The organism is Nonomuraea sp. NPDC049784 (assembly GCF_040659615.1).
Lineage (GTDB): Bacteria > Actinomycetota > Actinomycetes > Streptosporangiales > Streptosporangiaceae > Nonomuraea.
Map to the genome: position 1 here is coordinate 1 of NZ_JBFAMX010001115.1, position 1,842 is coordinate 1,842.

Below are 1,842 nucleotides of genomic sequence, written 5' to 3' on the forward strand. Positions count from 1 at the left end.
ACCCGCTCCCTCCAACAGGGGCGGGGAGAAGCACCGTGAGGTGCGCCGCCAGCCCCGCCCCGCCGGGACGGGCGGCCAACCTTCAGCGCACCTTCACCTGCGAGGCCGCCGTCCCTCCAGCGGACGCCTCCCAGCCCGCCACCACCGTCGGGTGGGCGGCGAGGGCGCGTGACAGGGGCACGGTCACGGTCGTGGCCCCCTTGCGGGAGACCGTGACGATACGGCTGCCCGCCGTGCCCTGGTCATCCCGGACGAACACGTGCGCCTTGCCGGCCGCGTTCGCCCGCACCGTCACCTTCACTCCGTCCTGGCCGGTGGAGGCGGAGGTCGCCCAGCCGCTCTGCGACTCCTCGGCGGCGGGCCCGCCGGCGAGCGGCACGTGCACCCGGACCGCCTGCTCCAGCGACTGCGGCGAGTCCAGGCTGGACAGGGCCGTGTCCGGGATCACCGGGTCGGGGACGGGCCGGTCGGCGGGTGGCTGGTAGCCGGTCAGCGTGGCGACGCCCCACCGGTACGGGTCGCCCTGCACGCCGCCCCATGTCGACCAGCCGATCCGGGTCTGGCCGGTCTTGTCCTGGGTGTCGGAGTCGTAGACCAGGATGTTCATGCCCAGGTGGGAGGGGTCGACCGAGCCTGGCAGGAGCGCCATCGGGATGGACATCTCCACGGTGTAGCCGCCTGAGACGACCTTCGAGGCCACCCGCATGCCCGGCGCGGTCTGCTCGCCCGGTCCCTGACGGTTGTCGGCGTCCCGTTCGAAGCACGCAGGCCCCTCGGCCGTCACCGGCAGCACCGCCGCCTTGAACGTGGTCGAGGTGTTCTCGGACGTGCCGCGCGGGTCGAACGTGACCTCCACCGAGTCGGTACGCCAGTGCCGCTTGCAGTCGGCGGCGGCCAGCCGCGTGCCGAGCACGTCGTCCTTCACCTGGACCAGCAGGTGGAGGGTGTCGTCGTGCCAGGCGAGCTTGGCCGTGCCCGAGCAGTCGGCCGCCGACGAGCACGCGGTGCCCTCCCACAGGCGCGAGATGTCGAGGGCGGCACCCGGATACTCGCCGTCGCCCTCCACGCCGTCCACGGACGGAGACGCTTGCGGGATGGCGGTGGCCGGGACCAGCTCGAGCGCCGGCTTGCTCTCGACCGCGCCGTCCACGCTGATGGTGTACGCGTAGTCGCCGCCCTGGTTGGACGTCTTCAGCGAGGGGTCGGAGTTGGTGACGGTGAACGGAACCGTCGTCGAGGCCCCGGCGGCCAGATCGGTGTAGGGGGCCTCCGCGCGGTCCGCGGTGAACCCGGCGGGCAGGTCGACGCGCACGGTGCCGGACTTGGCGGCGTCGCTGACGTTGGTCACCACGACGCCGACCTGCCTGGAGCCGCCGGAGGGCAGCGTGAGCACGGGCGTGACGATGCCGCGCAGCTGCGGCACGCCTACCTCGGAGGTCCACTTCTCGTACTGGGCCACCTGGGGGAGGAGCTGCTGCGTCGCCCGTACGGCGGGGCTGACCTCGACCTGACGGTCGGTGTACCCGCGGCCGTGCTCGGTGGTCAGCGTGGCCGAGACGCGCGCCCGTCCGGTGCCCTGAGCCGGGGTGACGGTGAACGTCGCCGTCCTGGTACGCCCGGCGGAGAGCCCGCCGAGGTCGCCCGAGCCGCTGACCTGCCAGCCCTCGGGGACGACCAGCGTCACCGACGACCGGCCCAGCGACTCGCGAGAGGGCGCGGTCGCCGTGACCTTGACCGTGAACGGCGTTCCAGGCCGGACGTCGAACGTGCTGGTGCTCAGGCTGAACAGGGTGCCGAGCGGGACCGTGCCGGAGGCCCTGGTCAGCGCCCCGTCGAGGATCG

1 protein-coding gene is annotated in these 1,842 nt (G+C 73.3%); it reads right to left on the minus strand.

What is annotated here, in order from left to right; translation table 11 throughout:
• Positions 1–82: 82 nt before the first annotated feature.
• A partial coding sequence (locus AB0J09_RS63850; protein WP_360714140.1) for a sugar-binding protein occupies positions 83–1,842 on the minus strand: 1,760 nt, incomplete at its 5' end.